Annotated in this window: 16 protein-coding genes and 2 tRNA genes; 12 read left to right on the top strand and 6 right to left on the bottom strand. The window is 72.9% G+C overall.

Going from position 1 to position 19,017, the window contains the following annotated elements; translation table 11 throughout:
* Positions 1-202 precede the first annotated feature (202 nt).
* From ACZ6Z8_RS09160 to ACZ6Z8_RS09150, 3 genes are all read left to right on the top strand, one after another.
* Entirely contained in the window at positions 203-661 is a 459-nt protein-coding gene (locus ACZ6Z8_RS09160; RefSeq protein WP_465607752.1) for a hypothetical protein, read from the top strand.
* 168 nt (positions 662-829) lie between these two features.
* Positions 830-1,198, top strand: coding sequence for a WhiB family transcriptional regulator (locus ACZ6Z8_RS09155; RefSeq protein WP_465607750.1), 369 nt, complete (start codon positions 830-832; stop codon positions 1,196-1,198).
* A gap of 152 nt (positions 1,199-1,350) precedes the next feature.
* Complete coding sequence (locus tag ACZ6Z8_RS09150) at positions 1,351-1,596, top strand: hypothetical protein (RefSeq protein ID WP_094742988.1); 246 nt, start codon at positions 1,351-1,353, stop codon at positions 1,594-1,596.
* 115 nt (positions 1,597-1,711) lie between these two features.
* Here ACZ6Z8_RS09150 and ACZ6Z8_RS09145 read toward each other — a convergent pair whose 3' ends face one another.
* The 3 genes from ACZ6Z8_RS09145 to ACZ6Z8_RS09135 form a co-directional block, all read right to left on the bottom strand.
* Complete coding sequence (locus ACZ6Z8_RS09145) at positions 1,712-3,124, bottom strand: ABC1 kinase family protein (protein ID WP_465607749.1); 1,413 nt, start codon at positions 3,122-3,124, stop codon at positions 1,712-1,714.
* 264 nt (positions 3,125-3,388) lie between these two features.
* A complete protein-coding gene (locus ACZ6Z8_RS09140) occupies positions 3,389-3,991 on the bottom strand; it encodes a dihydrofolate reductase family protein (protein WP_465607747.1) in 603 nt (200 codons plus the stop codon).
* 462 nt (positions 3,992-4,453) lie between these two features.
* Entirely contained in the window at positions 4,454-5,542 is a 1,089-nt protein-coding gene (locus ACZ6Z8_RS09135) for a ThiF family adenylyltransferase (RefSeq protein WP_465607745.1), read from the bottom strand.
* Positions 5,543-5,977: 435 nt separating this feature from the next.
* Here ACZ6Z8_RS09135 and ACZ6Z8_RS09130 point away from each other — a divergent pair, with 435 nt between their 5' ends.
* Positions 5,978-6,553 (top strand): M48 metallopeptidase family protein, encoded by a 576-nt coding sequence (locus ACZ6Z8_RS09130; protein ID WP_465608417.1) that lies wholly within the window; start codon positions 5,978-5,980, stop codon positions 6,551-6,553.
* Between the two features lie 143 nt (positions 6,554-6,696).
* Here ACZ6Z8_RS09130 and ACZ6Z8_RS09125 read toward each other — a convergent pair whose 3' ends face one another.
* Both ACZ6Z8_RS09125 and ACZ6Z8_RS09120 read right to left on the bottom strand, forming a co-directional pair.
* The gene (locus ACZ6Z8_RS09125) at positions 6,697-7,284 is read right to left on the bottom strand and encodes an NUDIX hydrolase (protein ID WP_465607743.1); all 588 of its coding nucleotides are present in this window, start codon (positions 7,282-7,284) and stop codon (positions 6,697-6,699) included.
* Positions 7,281-8,813, bottom strand: coding sequence for a zinc-dependent metalloprotease (locus ACZ6Z8_RS09120; protein ID WP_465607741.1), 1,533 nt, complete (start codon positions 8,811-8,813; stop codon positions 7,281-7,283). The genes ACZ6Z8_RS09125 and ACZ6Z8_RS09120 overlap by 4 nt, the downstream gene beginning before the upstream one ends.
* Before the next feature lie 199 nt (positions 8,814-9,012).
* Between ACZ6Z8_RS09120 and ACZ6Z8_RS09115 the strand changes: the two genes are divergently transcribed.
* From ACZ6Z8_RS09115 to ACZ6Z8_RS09100, 4 genes are all read left to right on the top strand, one after another.
* On the top strand, positions 9,013-10,161 hold the full coding sequence (locus ACZ6Z8_RS09115; RefSeq protein WP_465391899.1) for an NAD-dependent epimerase/dehydratase family protein: 1,149 nt from the start codon (positions 9,013-9,015) through the stop codon (positions 10,159-10,161).
* Between the two features lie 146 nt (positions 10,162-10,307).
* On the top strand, positions 10,308-10,748 hold the full coding sequence (locus tag ACZ6Z8_RS09110) for a molybdenum cofactor biosynthesis protein MoaE (RefSeq protein ID WP_465607739.1): 441 nt from the start codon (positions 10,308-10,310) through the stop codon (positions 10,746-10,748).
* Between the two features lie 365 nt (positions 10,749-11,113).
* Positions 11,114-11,287 (top strand): hypothetical protein, encoded by a 174-nt coding sequence (locus tag ACZ6Z8_RS09105; protein WP_465607738.1) that lies wholly within the window; start codon positions 11,114-11,116, stop codon positions 11,285-11,287.
* A 57-nt stretch (positions 11,288-11,344) separates the two neighbouring features.
* Positions 11,345-12,457 (top strand): YlbL family protein, encoded by a 1,113-nt coding sequence (locus ACZ6Z8_RS09100; protein ID WP_465607736.1) that lies wholly within the window; start codon positions 11,345-11,347, stop codon positions 12,455-12,457.
* Between the two features lie 60 nt (positions 12,458-12,517).
* Here the strand turns inward: ACZ6Z8_RS09100 and ACZ6Z8_RS09095 are convergent, their stop codons facing one another.
* Positions 12,518-13,090, bottom strand: coding sequence for a PPA1309 family protein (locus ACZ6Z8_RS09095; RefSeq protein ID WP_465607734.1), 573 nt, complete (start codon positions 13,088-13,090; stop codon positions 12,518-12,520).
* Positions 13,091-13,279: 189 nt separating this feature from the next.
* Here ACZ6Z8_RS09095 and ACZ6Z8_RS09090 point away from each other — a divergent pair, with 189 nt between their 5' ends.
* From ACZ6Z8_RS09090 to ACZ6Z8_RS09075, 4 genes are all read left to right on the top strand, one after another.
* Positions 13,280-16,303, top strand: a complete 3,024-nt coding sequence (locus tag ACZ6Z8_RS09090) for a UPF0182 family membrane protein (protein WP_465607732.1) — start codon at positions 13,280-13,282, stop codon at positions 16,301-16,303.
* A gap of 66 nt (positions 16,304-16,369) precedes the next feature.
* A tRNA-Met gene (locus ACZ6Z8_RS09085) sits at positions 16,370-16,443 on the top strand.
* A gap of 70 nt (positions 16,444-16,513) precedes the next feature.
* A tRNA-Met gene (locus ACZ6Z8_RS09080) sits at positions 16,514-16,587 on the top strand.
* 371 nt (positions 16,588-16,958) lie between these two features.
* A complete protein-coding gene (locus tag ACZ6Z8_RS09075) occupies positions 16,959-18,932 on the top strand; it encodes a tetratricopeptide repeat protein (RefSeq protein ID WP_465607730.1) in 1,974 nt (657 codons plus the stop codon).
* The last annotated feature ends 85 nt before the right edge of the window (positions 18,933-19,017 follow it).

The following is a 19,017-nucleotide window of genomic DNA, read 5'->3' as shown; positions in this document are numbered from 1 at the left end:
GACGGCGTCGCGTGAACTCGCGTGAAAAATAGTTTGCGCGGCATACCGGGAGCGCAATAGCCTGCCGGAGCGGTCAAGGGGACGCGGTCGCACGGGGTGAAACCTGTGCCGATTCCCCCTCGCCCACAGATCGAGACAGACATCCGAACATTCGGAGCCAGGGGAACCAGGCTCCGCGAGACGCCGAGAGGAGGCGAAGACAGTGGGAAACATCATGATCACCAAAATGACTGGCCAGACCGTTGTCGCTGCCTCCCTGCGTGCCGCCCGTCTGCGGGCGCTCGCCGAGCTCGGTGGAACCGGTCTGGGTCTCGACGCCACCGGTGTCTCCGTCGCCTCCGCTGTCAGTGGTCTTGGACACACTGATCTGTGCCTCACGGGCGGCAGGAGTGTCGAAGGCACCGTTGTCGAGACCGGTCTGTCCCGTGACTGGGCGTCGGTCGACGCCTCGCGCCCTGAGCGCGATGTGCGACCGACCCAGGCACCGAAGGCGGCCGTAGCCGCCGCCATGCATGGCGGCTATGCGCAGGTCATCGGTGCCGGAAACGCCCAGAAGCAGAACGAGCAGCAGATCAACCAGGCCAAGGCCGCCTTTATCGGCGCCGAGGCCATCCGGATGCGGGCCTTCCGCGGGCCTGAACCCTGGAGAGAACGAACCTGAGTCAGCCTCAGGTCGGCACCTCCAGGGCCGCGGAACCCGTCACACCGGGATCCGCGGCCCTTCTGTTTTGTCCGGTACGCAAGACCACCCAGGCCCCCCGGGGCCTCCGGCCCAGCACCACCAGTCCACTGGGCCGGAACCACTGAGAAGACGAGGAAGACGCCCACAGTGTCCACGGTCATCACGCCGCCCATCCCGTCCGTACCGCCGACAAGCCAGATCACCAAGGCCGACCAGGCCGACCTCCCGGAGGTTCCGTTCATGCAGCTCAACTCGATCGAGCAGGCCGAGGCGCTCGGTCTCCCCATCCCCTGCCGCGCCTTCGACCCCGAGGTCTTCTTCGCGGAGACGCCCGCCGACGTCGAGTACGCGAAGTCCCTCTGCGGCACCTGCCCGGTGAAGGAGGCCTGCCTGGCCGGCGCCCTGGAGCGCCGCGAGCCGTGGGGCGTCTGGGGCGGCGAGCTGTTCGTCCAGGGTGTGGTCGTGGCCCGCAAGCGGCCGCGTGGCCGTCCGCGCAAGACCGAGGTCATGGCGTGAACCCCGCCGACCACGTCAGGGCCGTCCGCCGGGGAGAGCAGCCCCCGCTGGACACCGCCCTCCGCCGGTCCGTACGGATCGCCGCCGCCAAGGCCGACTCAGCGGCCAGTACCCGCCCATTCCCGAGCACGCACCACGAGCAGGACCACGACATGACCCCCGCCGCCATCGATCCCACCGTCCGCGCCGAGCAGACCACCGAACTTCAGATCCAGAACAGGACCCTCGAAATGCAACTCCTGCATGAATCCCTGGCCCGTGCCCATATGCAAGACAGGCTCCACGAGGCCGAGGAACAACGCCTCGTCAGCCGGGTCGTCCGGGCGCGCAAGCTCCGGCAGCGGGCCGAGCGCGCCTCCATGCGGGCCCGCAAGGCGCTCGCCGTCGCGCTGATGTAGGCGCACCGACGCCGATCCGACTGACCCCCGTCGTGCCGCAGGCCGCCCCCCGTTCTCGGGGAGCGGCCTGCGGCCGTTGTAGGGCGGGTATTAGGGGGCGGCTGTGTGGGGCAGGTCAGGGGCGGGCGGGCCCGCTGCTCCTCCTGGCCGGCTCGGCCGGCTCGGCCGGCTCGACCCGCTTGGCGGGCTTCGCGGGTGGCTCGTCGGCGAACTCGGGCAGCCACTCCAGCATCTCGGCGCGGAACGGCGCCTTGGCTCCCAGCTGGCACAGCACTCCGATGGTGCTCAGCGTCACCCGGTGGATCAGCAGGTAGGCGGGCGGCAGGTTCAGCTGCTTGCCCAGGTTGTAGGCGGGCGAGCGCGGATCGGCGATACGGGCCGCCTGGGCGCGCATCCAGGCCCGGGTGAAGTGGAAGCTGTCCACGGCGGCCGGCTCGATGATCGGCAACAGGTAGTCCAGCACCGCATCCGGGTCCAGCTGGATCGAGGGCTTCACGAAGCCCTCCTCGCGGAGCATCTTCAGCACGCCCGCCGCGTCCCCGGCCAGCGCCATCCGCAGCGAGGCCCCGATCGGCGCGGGCAGCCCGCCCGGCAGCCGGTCCACCGTGCCGAAGTCCAGCACCCCCAGCCGCCAGCCCTCGGCCGGGCCGTCGTCCTTCAGCAGCCGGAAGTTGCCCGGGTGCGGGTCCGCGTGCAGCAGACCGGTCCGGGACGGGCCGGCGAACAGGAACCGGGCCAGCAGCTGCCCGGCGCGGTCACGCTCCTCCTGGGTGCCGTTCGCGATCACCTCGGCCAGCGGGGTGCCGTCCATCCACTCGGTGACCAGCACCTGGTCGGCCTGCGCCACCACGACCGGCACCACGATGTCCGGGTCGCCCGCGAACTCCTCGGCGTGCCGACGCTGGGCCTGGGCCTCCAACTCGTAGTCCAGTTCCTCCGAGACGCGCTCGCGCAGTTCGGCGATCAGCGGCTTGATGTCCAGCCCGGGGATCAGCGGACCGAGCAGCCAGGCCACCCGGCTCAGCTGGGAGAGGTCCGCGAGCAGCGCGTCACCCGCGCCCGGGTACTGCACCTTGACCGCGACCTGCCGGCCGTCGTGCCAGACCGCCCGGTGCACCTGGCCGATCGAGGCGGCCGCCGCCGGGCGGTCGTCGAACTCCAGGAACAGCTCGCGCCAGTTGTTCCCGAGGCGCTGGGCCAGCGCGGCGTGCACCTTGGCGGCGGGCATCGGGGGAGCGGCATCCTGCAGCTTGGTGAGCGCGGCCCGGTACGGCCCGGCGACCTCCTCGGGAAGCGCGGCCTCGAAGACGGACAGCACCTGCCCGAACTTCATGGCTCCGCCCTTGAGCTCACCCAGGACCTTGAACAGCTGGTCGGCCGTGGCCTGCTGGAGCTCCGCCGTCACCACCTCGGCGGAGCGGCCGCCGATGCGCCTGCCCAGTCCGAGCGTGGCGCGGCCGGCTATCCCCAGCGGCAGGGCGGCGAGCCGTGCCGTGCGGGTCACTGCCTTGCGCGGAAGATCGCTCACCCGGGCCTCCAATCCCCTGGCCCCCCGACACCGGACGGCTCACCATCACTAGGCCATTGTGCCCGCTCCCCGGGCAGCTTCCGCCGGTATTTCACGGGGGCCGGTAGGCGGTGGCTTCTCTTTGCCGGGAGTTGGGAGGTTCGGTCCGGCGGGGCGTTGACGCTGATGCGGCCGGTGGTCGGACGCGGGTCGGGCCCGGGGCGGTGCTGTCGTGGAGGCGGGCGCAGGAAGTCGGCTGGGCCGACTTCCTGCGCGGGTGGGAGCTCAGGCGTCGGCTTCGGTGGCGCGGCGGTAAGTGGCCAGATGGACGCCGGTCTTGGCGACCGTGGTGGAGGTCAGCTGCAGGGTGCGCAGCACGCCGTCGGCCGGGAAGAGCGACTTGCCGCCGCCCAGCAGCACGGGCATCACCATGAGCCGGAGCTCGTCCACCAGGTCCTCGCCGAGGAGGGTGCGGACGAGGGTCGGGCTGCCCATGACCAAAAGATCCCCGCCGTCGGCCGCACGCTGCTGCCGGGCCCACTCGACGGCCCCGGTGCCGGGGACGAGGGTGCTGTTCGTCCAGGTGAGGTCGGCCTCGGCGAGAGTGTCGGAGACGACGTACTTCTTGATCGAGTTCATCTGGTCGGCGAACGGGTCGCCGGCCCGCTCGGGCCAGGCGGCGGCCATGGTGCGCCAGGTGCGGCGGCCGAAGAGCAGGGCGTCGGCGCTGCTCATCGCCTCGTTGATGAACGGACCGATGGTCTCCGGGTCGAAGAACGGGTGGGACCAGCCGCCGTGGGCGAAGCCTCCGTCGGTGTCCTCCTGCGGAGCGCCGGGGGCCTGGACGACGCCGTCGAGGCTGACGAACTCGCTGATCACGATGCGCATGGGGTGCTGTGCTCCTTCGGTGGCTTGCTTGTTCGGGGTTGTGCAGTGAAGACCGCGGGATCGGGCGAGACTCATTGCCCGCAAGTAGTGATCCTTCTCACATTGTTGACGCTTTGGGGGCCCGCCCCCTCCCCCCACCCGCCCTCCTCCTCCACCTCACCCGCTGCCCACCCACCCACCTCTGGCCCTCGCCCCGCTCCTTCGTACCGGCGCCCCCCCATCCACCCGCCCCGCGCCCGGCCCCAGCCTGGGCGCGGGCCATGGGCTCACCTGGCCATGGGCTCACCTGGCCATGGGCTCACCTGGCCATGGGCTCACCTGGCCATGGGCTCACCTGGCCATGGGCTCACCTGGCCGGGCGCTCCGCCCGGGTCGGCCCCGGCGCCAGGTCAGGCGGCTGCTGAGCCCCGCAGCCGCCGGGCCCGGGCCCGGTGCCGTCCTGATTGATTCCTCCCTCCCTCCTCAGCCCGGCGGCAGTGGCTGCCACAGGCAGCCGCAGTCCGGGTGTCCTCGTAGCCGTAGGCGGCGAGCCATCCCGTCGCCCGCCGAGATCTCGCACCAGCCGTCGACGCTCGGCGGCCGGCCGCCGTCCAGGTACACCTGGACGTGCAGTCCCGCCAGGCCGGCGACGGCCGTGGCCAGTGCGGTGTCGCAGGCCGGGGTTCGGGCCCGGCCGGGGCCGTTGTCCGCCAGCTGGGCCAGCACCCGCGGCCAGGCCGCGTCCTCGTCCTCCCGCCGCAGCACCAGGCAGTGCCCGCAGGCCGAGCGCCCCGGGATCACCAGCGGCCCGATGATGCCGAACTCCTCGACCACCCCCACGTACAGGTGGGGCACCCCGGCCCGGAGCAGTAGCCGGGCCTCGTACGTCCCGCCCGCGAAGGCGGCGCTGCCGTCCCTGGGGGCGAGGACCACGAAGTCGGGCGGCGGGTCGTCGGACTTCCGCCGCGGCACCGGGACCAGCGGTCGACCCGTGGCCCGTTGCACCGCCTCCCGGGCGACCGTCGAGCGCAGCCGCCCGACGTCCGCCGGTGGCAGACCCGCGGGGGAGCAGTCGCTGTGCTGGACCCGCCCGCTGTCGGCCACTGTGACGGTGCCGGTGCCGCCGGCGGCGAGCACCGCCGCCACGGCCGCGCCGACCCGGCCCGCGCCGCGGACCTCGATCCGGGTCTCGGCCCGTCGGGCCAGGACCGCCGGTGCGGCGCCCGGGCCGGAGTGGACCAGGGACAGCGAGGCGAGGTCGGGCCCGAGGAGGTCCCGGTGCGGCCGGGGGAAGCGGGCGAGCGCCCGGTCGGTCGCTTCCGCGTCGTCCAGCAGCCCGGTCTCCTCCAGTTCGCTCAGCAGCGTGTCGGCGGGTTCGCGGCCGAACCCGATCCGTTCACCGGCGGAGAGCAGCTCGGGTCGGTCGCGCGTTCCGTCGACGAGTTCGAGGAACTCGCACAGCGACTTGTCGGCGTTGCCGAGCACCCCGGCGTACCGGGTGATGGTGCCGAACTGCAGGGTCTCGGAGTCCCGCCAGCTGCGGGACAGAGCGGGCTTCAGGACGAGGCGCACGACGATCTCCCTTCCGATCGTTTCCGGACGGCTGACCGCAGCATGCCCCATCGCGCCGACCGCGCGCAGAAAGTTATCCACAGGTCCAGGCGCATGATCACACCATCTGTTCGCAGGCCCTGTGGATAACTGCCCATCCTCCCCGACGTCGGTTTCCGGACACCCCCCGTCGGTCTTTCGTTCCCGATCGCTCCATGAAAGATTTCGGCCACGGCACCGGACTTCTGTCAGCTGTACCGGGTAACGTCGTGTGCCATGGCAGCCGAGCGGGACTCCCATCCACCGGCGTCGCGTCGGCGTGCCCGTGCAGCGAACGGGTCGCAGTTGGCGGCGCCGAGCACGCGCGGGCGCCCGGACGAGAACCAGCGCGAGCAGCAGCGCGAGAGCCGGCACGAGAAGCAGCAGGCGAGGCCGCAGCACCCGCCCTCCGGCGCCGTGCCCCCGGAGGCGCACGACCGCAGCCGGGTCGAGGTGCGACGCAGCGCCCGCCGCAGCCGTACCGTCTCCGCGTACCGCGAGGGCGATCGCACCGTCGTGCTGATCCCGGCGCGGATGTCGCACGCCGAGGAGCAGCGCTGGGTCGCGCAGATGCTGGAGAAGCTCGCCGCCCAGGAGCGTCGGCGGATCCTCGGGGACGACGCCTTGATGGCCCGGGCGCGGGAGCTGTCGGCGGCCTACCTGGGGGGCCGCGCCCAGCCCGTCCAGGTCCGCTGGGTGACCAACCAGAATTCGCGCTGGGGCTCGTGCACCCCCAGTGAGGGGACGATCCGGCTGTCCCACCGGCTGCAGGGCATGCCGGAGTACGTGCTGGACTACGTGCTGCTGCACGAGCTGGCGCACCTGCTGGTGCCGGACCACGGCCCGGCGTTCTGGGCGCTGTTGGAGGCCTATCCCCGGACGGAGCGGGCCCGGGGTTATCTGGAGGGCGTGGTGTCCGCCGCGCGGCTGCCGCACATTCCGGGTGCCCGGCACGGCACGCCGGGTCCGGATCCGGCGGCTTCCTGCGGCTGAGCACGGTGCGAAGAAGGCCCGAAGGCGGCCCTAAGACGGCTTGAGGCAGAGCGGGAAGAGCGCGAGGAGCGCGGAAGAGCGACCGAAAAGGGGGCGCGGGCCGTATCGGCCCGCGCCCCCTCGGCGTGTCTCACCTCAACCGGTCAGGCGGTCAACCGCCGTGCCCGGGCGACCAGGTCGCGCACCGAGTGGTCGGTGAGCTCCGGCAGCCGGTCGAAGTCGAACCAGCGCAGGTCGAGTGACTCCTCGCTGATCAGCGCCCGGGCCCCGGCCGGGGCCAGCGCGATGTACTGGACGTCCAGGTGGGTGTTCTCCGGCCGGTCCTTGCCGGTGCAGCGGACCTGGTGGCGGTCCAGCTTGGCGGGCACGGGGGCGCCGTTCTCCCGCAGCAGGGTGAGGTCGGGGATGCCGGATTCCTCGACGGCCTCGCGCAGCGCTGCGGAGGCGAGGTCGGCGTCGCCGGGCTCGCAGTGCCCGCCCATCTGCAGCCACCTGCCGACCTTGGGGTGCAGGGTGAGCAGCACCCGCCCCGCGGCCGGGTCGATGACGGCCGCGCTCGCCGTGAGGTGGGCGGGCAGGCAGGACCGGTACACGCCCTCGGGCTGTTCGGCGAGGTGTGCGAGGTAGTCGAGCCGCAGCTGTTCCTGGTCCTGGTCGGCGGGCCGCCAGTCGGTCAGGGTGCGGACGGCGTCCGCGTGCAGGGTGGACGTGCCCGTCCCGGTGGCCGTCATGCGGTGGGCTCGCCCTTCCCGTCGGTGCCGTCCTGGTCGCTCCCCGACGGGTCGCCCTTCGGGTGGTCGTCCTTGGTGAGGTCGGGCTTGCCGGCCGCGGCCTCGCCGAGCAGCTTGTCGAGGGCGTCGAAGTCGAAGCCGCCCTCCAGGTCGCCGCTGCCGCGGTGCACGAAGGCGTCCGGGTCGTCCAGGTCGGCGGCGGTGGGCAGCATGTCGGGGTGCCCCCAGAGGGCGTCGCGGCCCTCGACGCCGCGGGCGTCGGCGAGCAGCGCCCACAGCCGGGCGGCGTCGCGCAGCCGGCGCGGGCGCAGCTCCAGGCCGACCAGGGTGGCGAAGGTCTGCTCGGCGGGCCCGCCGGCGGCGCGGCGGCGGCGGACGGTCTCGCGCAGCGCGCCGGCCTGCGGCAGGTGGGGTGCGGCGGCGGCGTGGACGACGGCGTCGACCCAGCCCTCGACCAGGGCGAGCGCGGTCTCCAGGCGGGCGAGCGCGGCCTTCTGCTCGGGGGTGTCCTCGGGCTGGAGCAGGCCTCCGGCGAGCGCCTCCTGGAGGGCCTCCGGGTTGCTCGGGTCGAGCTGGCCGACGAGTTCCTCCATGCGGGAGGTGTCGACCTTGATGCCGCGGGCGTAGGCCTCGACGGCGCCGAGCAGGTGGGCCCGCAGCCACGGTACGTGGGCGAAGAGACGCTGGTGGGCGGCCTCGCGCAGGGCGAGGTAGAGCCGGACCTCCTCGGCGGGCACGTTGAGGCCCTCGCCGAACTCGGCGACGTTCTGCGGCAGCAGGGCGGCCTTGCCGGCGGGTGCGAGCGGCAGGCCGACGTCGGTGGAGCCGACGACCTCGCCGGCCAGGGCGCCGAGGGCCTGGCCGATCTGGGTGCCGAACATGGCGCCGCCCATGGAGCGCATCATGCCCATCAGCGGGCCGGCCATGGCCTGCATCTCCTCGGGCAGGACGCCGCCCATGGCGGTGCCGACGCGCTCGGCGACCGGGTCGACGAGGTCCTTCCAGACCGGGAGGGTGGCCTCGATCCACTCGGCGCGGCTCCAGGCGACGGCGGTGCCGGCGCCGGAGGGGAACTCGGTGACGCCGTCGAGCCACAGGTCGGCCAGGCGCACGGCCTCCTCGACGGCGGCGCGCTCGGCGGCGCCGACGGAGCGGTCCTTGCTCTTGCCCTCGGCGGGTTCGGCGACGACGGTCTGCCGGGCGATGTTCTGGGCGAGCTCCCAGTTCACCGGGCCGCCCTCGAAGGAGAGCATCTGCCCGAGCTGCTGGAAGGCGGCGCCGAGGTCGCCGGGGTTCAGGCCGCCGAACATCGCGGCGAAGGGGTTGTCGGCTCCGGCGCCGCCGGGGCCGCCCGGGGCGCCGGGCATGCCGAACATCGCGCCGAAGGGGTTGCCGGTTCCGAAGCCGAACGGCTGGGGGCCGGTGCCTTCCTGGCCCGGCTCCTTCTTCTTCTGCGCGTCGTCGGGCTTGGCCTTGCCGTCCTCGGGCTCCTCGGGCGGAACGCCGAATCCGAAGGGAAGGTCGCTCACGGGGTCCTCGATCCGGTCGGCCGTCATACGGGTGTGGCGGGAAGTGCTGCCGCCCGGGGGTCCGGTGGAGCGGGGGACTCGTGGGCGGCTCCCGCGCGCAAGGCCCGCGCCGGGTGCACCGCCGGGCCTTCGCCTCGGGCAGGATGGACGTACGTGACACACGTCCGTACGCACATAAGCTAACCGTGGAGGATGGCCGGTGAGTTCCCCGCCCTCGGACGTTCGCTCTGGGCTGACCGCAGGAGAGGACGACCCGGACACCACGGTGTCGCCGCCTCCAGCCTACGGCGGGCGGCCGCTGACCGTGGCCGTCACCGGCGCCGCGGGGGTGCTGGGCGAGCGGGTCGCGGCCCGGCTGGTGGCCTCGCCGCACGTGCGCAGGGTGCTGGCGGTGGACGACCGGCGCGGTGAGGTCGCGGGCGTGCAGTGGCGGGTGCTGGACGTGCGGGATCCGGCGGTGGCCGAGCGGCTGGCCGGGGTCGACGTGGTGGTGCACCTGGCGATGGACTTCGGCATGGAGTCCGATCCGCGGGCTCGCAGCGCCTACAACGTTCGCGGCGCCCAGACGGTGCTGACCGCGGCCGCGGCGGCCGGGGTGCACCGGGTGGTGCTGTGCACCTCGGCGATGGTCTACGGCGCGCTGGCCGACAACGAGGTGCCGCTGGCCGAGGACTCCGAGCTGCGGGCGACGGAGGAGGCCTCGCTGGTCGGGGACCTGTTGGAGATCGAGCGGCTGGCCCGGCGGGCGCCGCGGGCCCACCCGGGGCTGCAGGTGACGGTGCTGCGCCCGGCGGTGGTGGTGGGCCCGGGGGTGGACACCGTGTTGACCCGGCACTTCGAGGCGCCCCGGCTGCTGGTGGTGGCCGGTTCCCGCCCGTGCTGGCAGTTCTGCCACGTGGAGGACCTGGCGACGGCGCTGGAGTACGCGGCGCTGGGCCTGGTCGAGGGCGAGGTGACGGTCGGCTGCGACGGCTGGCTGGAGCAGGAGGACGTGGAGCGGCTGTCGGGGATCCGGCGGATGGAGCTGCCGGCCGCGCTGGCGCTGGGGACGGCGGCCCGGCTGCACCGGCTGGGCCTGACCCCGGCTCCGGCGGGGGACCTGGCGTACACGATGTACCCGTGGGTGGTGTCCGGCAGCCGGCTGCACGAGGCGGGCTGGCGGCCGGAGTTCACCAATGAGCAGGTGCTGGCGGAGCTGCTGGCACAGGTGTCCGGCAAGCACGCGGTGGCGGGGCGGCGGCTGGGCGGCAAGGAGGCGGCGACCAGTCTGGGGGCGGCCGGGGCGACGGTGGCGCTGGTCGGTACGGCGGCGCTGGTGCGCCGGGCCCGCAAGCGGCGCCGCTTCTGATCCGGGGTTCGGCGCCTCCGGTCCGAGGGGTCCGCAGGACGGGCGAGCAGGGGACCGGCCGGTGCGATTCTCACGATGCGAAATTTCGCAATCGTGATGTGGAAGGCTCTTGTCGTGGTCGGCCCCGGATGGGCAATCATGGGGTCATGTCCGAGAACCACGACCCCATCCGCCTGCTCGCCATCCGCGACACCCCGCTCTCCCTGGACGAGGTGTACGAGGCGGTCGGCGACGACGCGGCCGGCGGCACCACCGTCTTCGTCGGGACGGTCCGGGACCACGACGGCGGCAAGTCGGTCTCCGCACTGGAGTACAGCTGCCACCCCACCGCCGAGGAGGAGATGCGCCGGATCGCGGAGAAGGTCGTCGCCGACTTCCCGGTCAAGGCGCTCGCCGCGGTGCACCGGGTGGGACGGCTGGAGATCACCGACAAGGCCGTGATCGTCGCCGTCTCCTGCGCCCACCGCGGGGAGGCCTTCGCGGCCGCCCGACGGCTGATCGACGACCTCAAGCACGAGGTGCCCATCTGGAAGCACCAGGTCTTCGCCGACGGCGACGAGGAGTGGGTCGGCGCCGGCGGCTGCTGACCCCCGCCCCGCGCCCGGCATCCCCGCACCCGGCAATCCGGCGCCCGGCATCCCCGCACCCGGCATTCCGGCGCCCGGCATCCCCGCACCCCGTCACCGCGACCGCGATCGCGCCCGTCACCGCCACGGCCCGCCGACCCCGGCCGGGTGCGGCGGAACCGGCCGCACACGGAGCGCGTCCCTCGGGTCAGGCGCGCCGCGGCCTCACCCGAAAGGGTCCGGCGCGGTGGGCCGAATACTCCCTGGAAGTGAGCCGATCGGCCGTCCCGTAACCCGGACGGCGCCGATCGCGTTGTCCGCCGGAGTGGTTAATCTGCTCATAGACACGACGAGCTGGGAGTACTGATATGGGTGCGCTCGCCTGGTTGATCATTCCGGTTGTCGCCGTCCTGGTCGCCGCCGCCTGGGCGGGTTGGGCCCAGCGGGCTCCGAAGGCGACGGGGGACCCGGCCTCCCTCGCCGAGCACCGTCGCTTCATGGCCGCGATGGAACGCACCACCGCCGGCACCGCCGCCCCGGGGGAGCGCTCCGGCCGGTAGCCCGGCGGGCGGTAGCCCGGCGGGCGCCGCTTCATCCGCGTCCCGTACTGTCGAGGCATGCCACGCCGCTCCGCGACGATGCTCGCTGCCACCCTGCTGCTCATAGCGCTGCTCTGCGTCTCGGTGCTGATGAAGGTGCCGTACACGGAGATGAGCCCGGGCCCGACGTACAACACGCTCGGCGACCAGGGGGGCAAGCCGGTGATCACCGTCACCGGCCACGACTCGTACCGGACCTCCGGGCACCTCAACATGACCACCGTGCAGGTGACCGGGGCGAAGTACGAGCCCAGCCTGGTCAACGCGGTGATCGGCTGGATGCGCGACGACGTGCTGGTGGTGCCGCACGACAACGTCTACCCCAAGGGCCAGTCGGACGCGGACGCCAAGAAGCAGAACGCCGAGGAGTTCGCCTCCTCCGAGGACAGCGCCCGCACCGCCGCGCTCAAGCAGCTGGGCGTCCCGGTCGGCAACGAACTGATCGTCAAGTCGGTCACCGCGGGGGCCCCGGCCGAGGGCCGGCTGCACGCGGGGGACCAGATCGCCGCGGTGGACGGCACCGCCGTCGACTCGGTCGACCAGGTGGTCGCCGCCGTCACCAAGCACAAGCCCGGCGAGTCGGTGGTCTTCACCGTGGTGCCCCGGGTCAAGGACACCTCCGGCAACGGCTCGGCCGCCCCGGGCACGAAGACGGACGTCACCGTCCCGACCGTGCGGGCCAAGGACCTCGACCCGAAGGCCCCGGCCGAGCGGGCCGAGCTCGCGGTGGTCGGCATCGGCACCGGGATCCGGCACACCTACCCGTTCCAGATCGACATCGGCCTGCAGGACGTCGGCGGCCCCAGCGCCGGGCTGATGTTCTCGCTCGGCATCGTCGACAAGCTGACCCCCGGCGGCGACCTCACCGGCGGCAAGTTCGTGGCCGGCACCGGCACCATCGACGACGACGGCAAGGTCGGCCCGATCGGCGGGATATCGATGAAGCTGATCGCCGCCCGGGACGCCGGGGCCGAGTACTTCTTCACCCCGTCCTCGAACTGCGCCGAGGCCACCAAGAACGTGCCGTCCGGGCTGACCCTGATCAAGACGGACACCCTGGACGGCGCGCTGAAGTCGCTGGAGCAGATCCGCTCCGGGCAGACCTCCGCGCTGCCGTCCTGCCCGAAGTAAGGGCATCAGGGGGAAGGGCGCCAGGGAAGGGCGCCAGCGAAAGGCGTCAGCGGGAGGGCGTCAGGAGAAGGTCGCCAGCAGCGCGTCGGTCAGGCCGGGCACCAGGTCGGGGCCGGTCAGTACCTCGCGGGCGACGTCCTTGGAGCGCAGCCGCAGGGCGATCTCCTTCCGGCCGTCGCGCAGCACCGCGGCGGTGATCCGCACCTCCTCGCGCTTGGGGTGGTTGGCGACCCACTCGGCGAGCTGGGCGTCGGAGGCGCCGCGGGGGCGGGACTGCTCGGCGCCCGGCGGCAGCATCAGCCGCTCGACGACCAGGGCGCAGCCGGCCACCGAGTCGGGCCAGGCGATGGTGCCGAGGAACTTGTCGAGCTCCGTGCCGGCCGGGATCTCGTCCTGCTCGACCGGGGTGAGGCCGGGCTCGTCGCCCTCGGAGAGGCCGAGCTGCTTGGCGACCCGGGGGTCGGCCTTGAGCAGGGCGGCGCTGTCCACCAGGGCGAACAGTCGGGCCGGGAGGTCCCAGCCGAGGGTGGCGGCGTACTCGTCGATCTCCAGCGCGGCCCGGGTGAGCGGGGTGGCGGCCGGGAGCTTGGATACGTCGTCGGGGGAGTTGTTCAGATCAGACGCGTCGGACATGACTCAATCCTCACACGCCGGGCGGCGGGCGCTCGCCGGAGCGGCCGGGGGGAAGGCGCGGGTGGGGGCGGTGGGGGCGGCGGAGTAACCGTCTGCTAACGGTGGGAACTCGACCAAAGCCTGGTTAAGTTTCTCTGACGACCGACCGAATCCAGACGACACAGCTGAGGTGCCACCGTGGTATTCCAGATGCCGGAACGCTCAGGGCCGGGTTTCCGGCGGAGGGTTGGCCCGCCCTCCCGGCGGGCGCGGGTGGCCCTGCTGACCCTGGGCGTACTCGCGGTGCTGTTCCTGCTGTTCGTCATGTTCGCCGGGTTCTGGACGGACTGGCTGTGGTTCAGGTCGGTCCACTACTCCTCGGTCTTCACCACCCAGCTGTGGACGAAGATCGGGCTGTTCGGGGTGTTCGGCCTGCTGATGGCGGTGATCGTCGGCTTCAACGTCTGGCTGGCGCACCGGCTGCGGCCGCCGCTGTCGGCGATGTCGGTGGAGCAGCAGAGCCTGGACCGCTACCGGGCGGGGCTGGCGCCGTTCAAGCGCTGGGCGCTGATCGGGGTCTCGCTGGTGATCGGCCTGGTGGCGGGCGCGGCGGCGTCGGGCCAGTGGCGGACGTGGCTGATGTGGACGAACGCGACGTCCTTCGGCGAGAAGGACGCCCAGTTCGGCATGGACGTCTCGTTCTACGCCTTCGACCTGCCGTTCTACGAGTTCGTGCTGGGCTTCGCGTTCAGTGCGGTGATCGTCTCGCTGCTGACCTCGGCGCTGGTGCACTACCTGTACGGGGGGCTGCGGCTGCAGGGTCCGGGCCGTCGGGCGAGTGCGGGCGCGCAGGGTCATCTGGCGGTGCTGCTGGGCGTGTTCGTGCTGCTGAAGGCGGTGGCGTACTGGCTGGACCGGTACGCGCTGGCGGTGAAGACCGGTTCCTACAAGGGGGTGTCGGGCTGGACGGGCCTGCGCTACGTGGACGCCAACGCGTTCCTGCCGGCCAAGACGATCCTGTTCTTCGTCGCGATCATCTGCGCGGTGCTGTTCTTCCTGACGCCGATCCGCCGCACCTGGGCGCCGGCCCTGATCGGGCTGGGGCTGATGGTGCTGTCGGCGGTGCTGATCGGCGGCCTGTACCCGGCGATCGTGCAGCAGTTCCAGGTCAAGCCGAACGAGCAGGCCAAGGAGACGCCGTACATCCAGAAGAACATCGACGCGACGCGGCAGGCGTACGGGATCGCGGACGCGAAGACCACCCCGTACAGCCCGCAGGGCTCGACCACGGGTGACGCGCTGAAGCCGGACGCGCGGACCATCGCGGACGTGCGGCTGCTGGACCCGAACATCGTCTCGCAGACGTTCCAGTCGCTGGAGCAGCAGCGCAACTACTACGCGTTCCCGAGCACGCTGTCGGTGGACCGGTACGGCACCGGCGCGGACAAGCAGGACACCGTGATCGGTCTGCGCGAGCTGGACCTCAACGGGGTGCAGCGCAACTGGATCAACGACCACTTCAAGTACACCCACGGCTACGGCGCGGCGGTCGCCAAGGGCAACCAGGTCGACGACAAGGGCGGCCCGGTGTTCACCGAGTCCGGCCTGCCGACGACCGGTGCGCTGGGCGACTACGAGCAGCGGATCTACTACGGCGAGAAGACGTCGACGTACTCGATCGTCGGCGGCTCGAACAAGGAGATCGACTACACCGACGTCAAGACCGGTCAGAACGTGGAGTACACGTACACCGGTGACAGCGGAGTCTCGCTGGACAACCCGATCACCCGTGCCGCGTACGCGGTGCGCTTCGCCGAGCCGCAGATCCTGTACGCGGGGGCGATCACCGACGGCGCCAAGGTGATCTACAACCGGACGCCGAAGGAGCGGGTGGAGAAGGTCGCGCCGTGGCTGTCGATCGACGCCGACCCGTACCCGGTGGTGCAGGACGGCCGCGTGGTCTGGGTGGTGGACGGCTACACCACCTCGGACGGCTTCCCGTTCTCGTCGAAGACGACGCTGGGCACCGCGACCAAGGACTCGCTGACCAACCAGCGCGGTGAGCTGCTGACCGTCGCCAACCAGGTCAACTACATCCGCAACTCGGTCAAGGCCACGGTGGACGCCTACACCGGCGAGGTGAAGCTCTACCAGTGGGACGAGAAGGACCCGGTGCTGAAGACCTGGATGAAGGCCTTCCCGGGGACGGTCGAGCCGAAGGCGGACATCCCGGCGTCGCTGCTGCCGCACCTGCGCTACCCGCAGGACATGTTCAAGGTGCAGCGCGACCTGCTCGGCCAGTACCACGTGACCGACGCCAACTCCTTCTTCAACGGCAGTGACATCTGGCAGGTCCCGGTGGACCCGACCAGTGACACCAGGCAGGTCCAGCCGCCGTACTACGTGACGGTGCGCACGCCGGACGCGGCCGCCGCGAGCTTCTCGCTGACCAGCACCTTCGTGCCCAACCAGCGGCCCAACCTGGCGGCCTTCATGTCCGTCAACGCGGACCCGGGCGACGACTACGGGAAGATCCGCATCCTGAAGATGACGGGCGAGAGCGGGGCGCCCGGCCCCGGCCTGGTGCAGTCGAAGTTCAACTCCCGCCAGGAGGTGGCCTCGCAGATCTACGCGCTGAAGACCGGCGGTGACACCGAGCTGGAGTACGGGAACCTGCTGACCCTGCCGGTCGGCGGCGGGCTGCTGAACGTCGAGCCGGTGTACGTGCGCGGGCGCGGCGCCAAGTACCCGACGCTGCAGAAGGTCCTGGCGGTGTACGGGGACGACAACGTGGCGTTCGAGAACACCCTGGAGGACGCGCTGAAGAAGCTGTTCGCCGGGCAGGCCCCGCCGGCCACGCCGGTGGCGCCGTCCAGCCCGGGCGGCGGGACGGCCCCCGGCAACGGGACGTCCCCGGGGAGCGGCGCGACGCCGGGCGGCGGGGCGACGCCGGCGCCGGGGGCGCCGTCGCCCACGTCCGCGCCGACCGGGCCGGGCACCCCGGCGCCGGGCGGGACGATCTCGCCGGAGCTGCAGAAGGCGCTGTCGGACGCGGAGAAGGCGTACAACGACAGCCAGACCGCGTTCAAGAACGGCGACTGGGTGGCCTACGGCAACGCCCAGAAGGCGCTGGGGGACGCCCTGAAGGCGGCCGACGCGGCCCGCGGCGGCAGCCCGGCGCCGGTGCCGACGGCGGCGCCGACCGGGTCGGGGGCGCCCAGTCCGCGCCCGTAGTCCCCGCTGAGCTGCGGTAACCGTTTTTGGTTCCACCCCGTGTCCGTGCTACGGTTCACTCACCGACGCGGGGTGGAGCAGCTCGGTAGCTCGCTGGGCTCATAACCCAGAGGTCGCAGGTTCAAATCCTGTCCCCGCTACTCAGTGCCAGGGGCCCGGAGGATCACTCCTCCGGGCCCCTGGTGTTTCGTGCTATTGTTTGATCACCGACGCGGGGTGGAGCAGCTCGGTAGCTCGCTGGGCTCATAACCCAGAGGTCGCAGGTTCAAATCCTGTCCCCGCTACTCAGTGTCAGAGGCCTGGAGGATCATTCCTCCGGGCCTCTGGTGTTTCCGGTCAGGTTTCCGTCCGGAAGCGGGGGGAACCGCTCCGGTACTATCGACCGTCGCCAACGGGGACGGCACCGGGGTTTGTGGGGTTGAAGTGTCGGGAAATCGACAAAGCGCCGAAGCAATTTCGTCGGCTTCAAGGCTGCCCCGCTCGAATTCGGCCGGGGCTGGTGTACGCGGGTAGCGGGTGATGCGACGATGGGACACACGGGGGACGGTGCACGGCCGCTGATGGGCCGTCGGGTCCGGCGCCTCTCCTGGGAGAAGTCCCCCCGGCCGTCGGCCGGGGCACGATGCCGCGACACTCTGGGGGAGCGGGAGTCGGCATGAGGCTGATCGGCAAGTCAGGCACCAAGTCCGGTGCGGCCGTCGAGGCGGACACCGACGCCTGGGCGGAGAGCGCCGAGAGCCCCGACGAGCGGCTCGGGGCCCTGCCCGCCCAGCGCACCAGTGGACTGTCCGAGCGCCCCGCGGCCGGCGGTTTCGGCCCCGACAGCCTCGTCCACGTGTCCACCCGTCAGTTCTCCGCCGCCGTCGGCGCGTACGGGGCGGGCGGCGAGGAAGCGCCCTCCGGCGCCGCGCTGGACCCGGCCGGGCTGGACCCGACCAGTTTCGAGACCGCGCTGGCCGCCCGGGAGTCCGCCGCCCTGGAGGCCCGGCACCGGCAGGCCGCCGACGGCGGGGACGCGGAGGCCGCCGGCCGGCTCGGCACCCTGCTGCTGCGCCGCGGCGACCTGGAGGACGCCGAGCCCTACCTGCGCGCCGCCGCGGCCGCCGGGGTGCGGGCCGCCGCCAACAACCTGGGCGTCCTGCTGCACCAGCAGGGGCACCGCGCCGAGGCCGGCCAGTGGTGGCACCAGGCGGCGGTGGCGGGCAGCGCCCCCGCCGCGCACGCGCTCGGGCTCCAGCTGCGCGACCAGGGCGAGGAGGAGGCCGCCGAGTACTGGCTGCACTTCGCCGCCGACCACGGGCACCCGCTGGGCGCCTACGCGCTCGGCGACCTGATGGAGCACCGGCGCGACGTGCGGGCCGAGCGCTGGTTCAAGGTGTCCGCCGACGCCGGGCACCGGGAGGCCGCCTACCGGCTGGCCCGGATGCGCGAGGCCGCCGGGGACAAGGAGACCGCCGAGGCCTGGTACCGCACCGCGGCGGCCCGCAGCCACGCCCGCGCCGCGCTGCGCCTGGGCGTGCTGCTGGAGGAGCGCGCCCGCACCGACCGGTCGCTGCTGGAGGAGGCGGCCCGGTGGTACCGGCAGTCCGCCCAGAACGGCGAGCCGCGCGCGGCCTGCGCGCTCGGCTTCCTGCTGCGCGACTCCGGGGAGGTCGCCGCCGCCGCCGAGTGGTGGCGGCAGGCCGCCGAGGCCGGCGACGGCAACGCCGCCAACGCGCTCGGCGCCCTGCACGCGAGCCGCGGCGAGGCCAAGGAGGCCGAGCACTGGTACCGCACCGCCCTCGACGCGGGCGACCAGAACGGCGCCTTCAACCTCGGCCTGCTCTGCGCCGGGACCGGCCGCGACCAGCAGGCCGAGCAGTGGTACCGCCGGGCCGCGTACGCCGGGCACCGGGAGGCCTGCAACGCGCTGGCCGTGGTGCTGCTGCAGCGCGGCGACGAGTCCGGCGCCGAACCGTGGTTCTCCAAGGCCGCCGAGGCCGGCAGCGTGGACGGCGCCTTCAACCTGGGCGTCCTGCACGCCGGGCGCGGCGAGGCACGGCAGGCCCAGGAGTGGTACGCGCGGGCGGCCGCCGAGGGCCACGGCGAGGCGGCGCTGCAGCTGGCGGTCGCGCAGGAGCAGCGCGGCAACCTGCCGGGCGCCCTGGAGCGCTACCGGCAGGCGGCGGCCGGGGGTTCGGCGGAGGGCGCGTTCCGGCTGGCCTCGGTGCTGGACCGGCGCGGGGACGCGGACGCGGAGGCCGAGCACTGGTACGCGCTGGCGGCCGACGCCGGGCACCGGCGGGCGCAGGTGCGGATGGGCGTGCGGGCGGCCGAGCGCGGGGCGCTGGAGATCGCCGAGAGCTGGTACCGGCGGGCCGCCGAGGCGGGCAGCCGCAGCGCCGCGTTCAACCTGGGGCTGTTGCTGGCCCGGCAGGACAGTGAGGCGGAGGCGATGCTCTGGTACACCCGGGCCGCCGACGCCGGGCACGGCCGGGCGGCGCTGCGGCTGGCGCTGCTGGCGCTGCGCCGGGGCGAGCCGGTGCAGGCGGAGAACTGGTGCCGGCGGGCGATCGACTACGGGCCGGCCGAGGTCGCGGAGCGGGCCGGGCGGCTGCTGGGCGCGCTGCACGCGGAGCTGAGCGCGTAGCCGGTCCCCGGGCGGGGTTTCCGGGCTCCCGGGGCTTCAGGGGCGGCGGTCCGGCCGCCGGCGGGTCAGGATCGGTGGGCCAGGG

The sequence above is a fragment of the Kitasatospora sp. NPDC101108 genome (assembly GCF_055584725.1).
Note: the sequence above shows the minus strand (reverse complement) of the source record. Positions and strands in the feature narration are given on the sequence as shown.

What these genes read in the sequence shown, in the direction of transcription:
- ACZ6Z8_RS09150 (WP_094742988.1), top strand. Translation starts at nt 1,351, where the DNA reads ATGACCCCCGCCGCCATCGATCCCACCGTCCGCGCCGAGCAGACCACC.
- ACZ6Z8_RS09110 (WP_465607739.1), top strand. Translation starts at nt 10,308, where the DNA reads ATGTCCGAGAACCACGACCCCATCCGCCTGCTCGCCATCCGCGACACC.
- ACZ6Z8_RS09100 (WP_465607736.1), top strand. Translation starts at nt 11,345, where the DNA reads ATGCCACGCCGCTCCGCGACGATGCTCGCTGCCACCCTGCTGCTCATA.
- ACZ6Z8_RS09090 (WP_465607732.1), top strand. Translation starts at nt 13,280, where the DNA reads ATGCCGGAACGCTCAGGGCCGGGTTTCCGGCGGAGGGTTGGCCCGCCC.
- ACZ6Z8_RS09125 (WP_465607743.1), bottom strand. Translation starts at nt 7,284, where the DNA reads ATGACGGCCACCGGGACGGGCACGTCCACCCTGCACGCGGACGCCGTC.
- ACZ6Z8_RS09075 (WP_465607730.1), top strand. Translation starts at nt 16,959, where the DNA reads ATGAGGCTGATCGGCAAGTCAGGCACCAAGTCCGGTGCGGCCGTCGAG.
- ACZ6Z8_RS09095 (WP_465607734.1), bottom strand. Translation starts at nt 13,090, where the DNA reads ATGTCCGACGCGTCTGATCTGAACAACTCCCCCGACGACGTATCCAAG.
- ACZ6Z8_RS09140 (WP_465607747.1), bottom strand. Translation starts at nt 3,991, where the DNA reads ATGCGCATCGTGATCAGCGAGTTCGTCAGCCTCGACGGCGTCGTCCAG.